Annotated in this window: 8 protein-coding genes; all 8 read left to right on the forward strand. The window is 70.8% G+C overall.

Annotation, left to right across the window (positions count from 1 at the left end; all coding sequences use genetic code 11):
• On the forward strand, positions 1–202 hold a 202-nt coding region (locus B072_RS44670; protein ID WP_043245228.1), incomplete at its 5' end, for a hypothetical protein.
• A complete protein-coding gene (locus B072_RS0132890; RefSeq protein WP_018534229.1) occupies positions 202–375 on the forward strand; it encodes a hypothetical protein in 174 nt (57 codons plus the stop codon). The genes B072_RS44670 and B072_RS0132890, both read left to right, overlap by 1 nt.
• A gap of 474 nt (positions 376–849) precedes the next feature.
• Positions 850–1,047 (forward strand): hypothetical protein, encoded by a 198-nt coding sequence (locus B072_RS0132895; RefSeq protein ID WP_018534230.1) that lies wholly within the window; start codon positions 850–852, stop codon positions 1,045–1,047.
• 36 nt (positions 1,048–1,083) lie between these two features.
• The gene (locus B072_RS0132900; protein ID WP_018534231.1) at positions 1,084–1,581 is read left to right on the forward strand and encodes a hypothetical protein; all 498 of its coding nucleotides are present in this window, start codon (positions 1,084–1,086) and stop codon (positions 1,579–1,581) included.
• Between the two features lie 59 nt (positions 1,582–1,640).
• Positions 1,641–2,126 carry a hypothetical protein gene (locus tag B072_RS0132905; RefSeq protein ID WP_018534232.1) on the forward strand — a complete coding sequence of 162 codons (486 nt, stop codon included), beginning with the start codon at positions 1,641–1,643 and terminating at the stop codon, positions 2,124–2,126.
• The gene (locus B072_RS47020; protein WP_018534233.1) at positions 2,123–2,941 is read left to right on the forward strand and encodes an NUDIX domain-containing protein; all 819 of its coding nucleotides are present in this window, start codon (positions 2,123–2,125) and stop codon (positions 2,939–2,941) included. Before B072_RS0132905 ends, B072_RS47020 begins: the two co-directional genes overlap by 4 nt.
• A gap of 35 nt (positions 2,942–2,976) precedes the next feature.
• Positions 2,977–3,264 (forward strand): hypothetical protein, encoded by a 288-nt coding sequence (locus B072_RS0132915; RefSeq protein ID WP_018534234.1) that lies wholly within the window; start codon positions 2,977–2,979, stop codon positions 3,262–3,264.
• Positions 3,261–3,536, forward strand: a complete 276-nt coding sequence (locus B072_RS0132920; RefSeq protein WP_018534235.1) for a hypothetical protein — start codon at positions 3,261–3,263, stop codon at positions 3,534–3,536. The genes B072_RS0132915 and B072_RS0132920 overlap by 4 nt, the downstream gene beginning before the upstream one ends.
• The last annotated feature ends 13 nt before the right edge of the window (positions 3,537–3,549 follow it).

The following is a 3,549-nucleotide window of genomic DNA, read 5'->3' on the forward strand; positions in this document are numbered from 1 at the left end:
GGAGGCCATCGGCGCGATCGCCTCCGCCGGACCGTTCACGATCGGCGCCGTCTGCCTAGCCGCCGTCCTCCTGCGCGCCCTTCCGGCCCGTGTCGGACGCACCGTGCAGCACATCCACCAGGAGACCCACATCGAGCAGCGCTCCGGCCTGTTCGGACGCAACAGCGCACCCACTACCTACACGAACGAGGGGACCCGCTGATGTCGAACAGGAAGGCTCTCAACCCGCCGGTCGGCCAGTGCCGCCAGTGCTGGTTCCACGCGTACGCCTCGAAGGAAGCCCATCGCGGCCTCAAGCCCGGCCAGGACTGCCCGCAGTGCGTCTCGCACATGGGCGGGCGCTGCCCCGACAACATGATCGTGAAGGCGGCCTGACATGGATGAGCCGGAGCAGCCCACCCAGAAATGACCCGGCCCGCCCGCTCAGCCAGCGACGTGCGCCCCCCGCTTTGGGTGGCATCAACGAGCCCCGCCGAGCCGCAGCGCTCAGCGGGGCTCAGTGCGTCTCAGGCGCGTGTGAGGTGCGGCAGGGGGCGGAGCGCGCCCGGCGCCGCACGGGAGGCCGCCTGCGGCCGAGCGGGCGGGGACGGTGAACGCGCGCTCCGCATAGGCCCGCACCCGGGAGCGCCGGGCGCGGACGCGCCCGTCCGCTTTACCCCTCCCCCTAAGAGGAGGGCGCCGCGCGGGTGTGTCCGCCACACCGAGCATGGCGCAGTTGTGACCTGCACCGAAGCAGAAATGCAGAGTCGGACTCTGCGAACCCCTAGACATGCAGACTCCGAGTCTGCATCATTGAATTACCGCAAGCGAAAAAGCAAGCGGAAACGACGGCAGCTAAAGGTGGATGACATGCGACAGACGATGCCGACCGGCGACGAGAAGGCCCGCGCACTGGAGATCGCCGAGCAGATCGCGGCACTCCTGGGTGAACTCGACGCCCTGCAGCCCGGCAGCGTCCAGGCCGGTCCCGGCTCCATCTCCGGCCCCGGCCTCCAGATCCGCCCCGACTTCGAGGGCGGCTGGGAAGTCCGCCCCGACCGCTACTGACCGACCGCCCCGCAGTACCCGACGAAGGAGTCCCCAATGAGCAACGCCGCCGCCGTATTCGCCGCCGTGTTCATCGCGCTCTACATCGCGCACAGCGTCGGCGACCACTGGGTCCAGACCTCCCACCAGGCCGCCCACAAGGGCGAGCACGACGGGACACCCGGCCAGTCGAGCCGCGCCGGTCGGATCGCCTGCACGCTGCACGTCCTCGGACTGACCATCACCAAGGGCATCGCCCTCACCGCGGTCGTCCTGGCCCTCGACCTCCCGGTCACCGGCCTTGGCGTGGTGGCCGGCCTCGGCATCGACGCTGCGACCCACTGGTGGGCGGACCGGCGCAGCACCCTCGCCTGGCTCGCCAAGGTCACCGGCAAGACCGAGTTCCTCAGCCTCGGCACGCCCGCCCACCCGGCGCACCCGGCGACCGCTGACGGCAAGTACGCGCCGACGCTCGGGACCGGCGCCTACGCCCTCGACCAGTCGTTCCACCACCTATTCCTCGGCGTCGCCGCACTCCTGATCGCAGCCCTCTGAACAGCGCCTACACGAATAAACCAGCTAGATAAACCGCCGTTCACTCCGGAAGGACCCCAGTGGAACGCACCCCGAATCTCGCTCTCGACGAGGAGTTGCAGGCGGCCGTCGCCATCGTCCGCGTCGGTCTCGACCGGCTGCGGGACGCCGCGTGCCGCACCGAGGAGGTCGGCCCGCACGTCGCAGCCCTCCAGTCGCTGTACGACCCGGCCAGGCCGGACGCCGGTGTCCTCGGCGCCGTCGCCGACGTCATCGGCACCATCACGGTGTCGATCAGCGAGGTCGAGCACGACGAGAACGAGCGCGTCACCGAGCTGCTCGACGAGGCCCAGGCCCACGTCCAGGACTCCACCGGTGACCGCATCCGCCACGTCCTCGACCTCCTGGCCCCGCTCCTGCTGCGGTGCGAGATGTGCGGCAGGCGCCAGGCCGACGTCACGGTCATGACCGACCCGTACGTCGCCGAGGTCGACCCCGTCCACGCCACGCCCCCGCAGATGACCCTGTGCCCGCCCTGCGCCACCGACCGATTCGAGGACTCGTGACCATCAGCATCGTCTCCTTCGGCTACGGCCACGGACAGCCGCCCACCGCCGACCTCACCTACGACCTGCGCGCGCTCCTGCGCAACCCGTTCCACGACGAAAAGCTCAAGACCCTCACCGGCCTCGACGAGGCGGTCTACGACCACGTCATGACCACCCCCGGCGCCGACCGGCTCGCCTTCAACGCGGTCGCCACCGCCCGCGGCCTCGCCGAGGACACCGGCACCGACGTCACGATGGCGTGGGGCTGCACCGGCGGCCGGCACCGCAGCGTCGCTCTCGCCCGCCTCGCCCACGAGCTGCTCCGGGGCGTCGGTGACGAGGTCACAGTCGAGCACCGCGACGTCGACAAGGCCCTGCTGCCCGCCGGAGTCCACAACCGCACCGAGCAGGTCACCCGGCACACCGCCGACGTCGTCACCATCACCCGCGACGGACGGATGCTCCTCATCGAGCGCGGCTGGCCTCCCTTCGAGGGCATGTGGGCGCTTCCCGGCGGCCACGTCGACCCCGGCGAGAGCGCACGGGCCGCCGCCGCCCGGGAACTCGCCGAGGAGACCGGCGTCGTCGTCGCCGAAAGCGAACTTCTCGAACTCGGAGTGTGGAACGCGCCCGGCCGCGACCCCCGCGGTTCCTACTCCACGACCGCCTATCTGGTCTTCGTCCCCGCGGACACCGTCGCCACCGCCGGAGACGACGCGGCCGCCGCCCGCTGGTGGCCGATCTCGTCGCTCCCTGCCCTCGCCTTCGACCACGCCGCTATCGTCGGCCGTGCCCTCAGCGCTCGGCAGGCAGCACAGGCCGTGGGGGCGTGATGGGACACTCGACTCACGCCATCAGGGAGGCCGCCATGACTGCGCAGACCGACCACCAGCACACCCCGCCGCCCATGCGCACGATTGCCGAGCTGCGGATCGCACTGCGCGCCTACGGCTTTCCCGGTGACCCGGCATCCTTCGAGGCTGAACTCGACGCCGCTGAACTCGACGACCTGACCGCCGTACGGGAGATCGCCCAGGCGTACCGGCACCGCGTTCTGCTAGCCCTCGATCCGGCCGGGATGGCGCAGGTCATACGCAGCACCGACGACGTCACCACCGAGCTGCAGCGCAAGATGGCGCAGGCGCGCGGCCGGTGACCGCAGCGTTCTTCTCCGACGCCGCCGAGAAGATCCTGCGGGGCGACCTCAGCGTCAGCGAGCGGACGGCCGTCATGTCGGTGGCGTTCTCCCTCGAGGACGATCCCACCCCCGACCATGCCCGCAGCCTGCCCGACGCCGACCCGGCCTCGGAGACGTATGTGATCGAGCTACTGCCCGAGCGGACCGGCGGCCGCGGCATCAGCGTCGTCTACCGCCACTCCCAGGACCTCGACGCCGTCCTGATCCTCTGGATCATCGCCGGGCCCTGAGACCCGAGAACCG

The sequence above is a fragment of the Streptomyces sp. HmicA12 genome, from assembly GCF_000373565.1.
Taxonomy (GTDB): domain Bacteria; phylum Actinomycetota; class Actinomycetes; order Streptomycetales; family Streptomycetaceae; genus Streptomyces.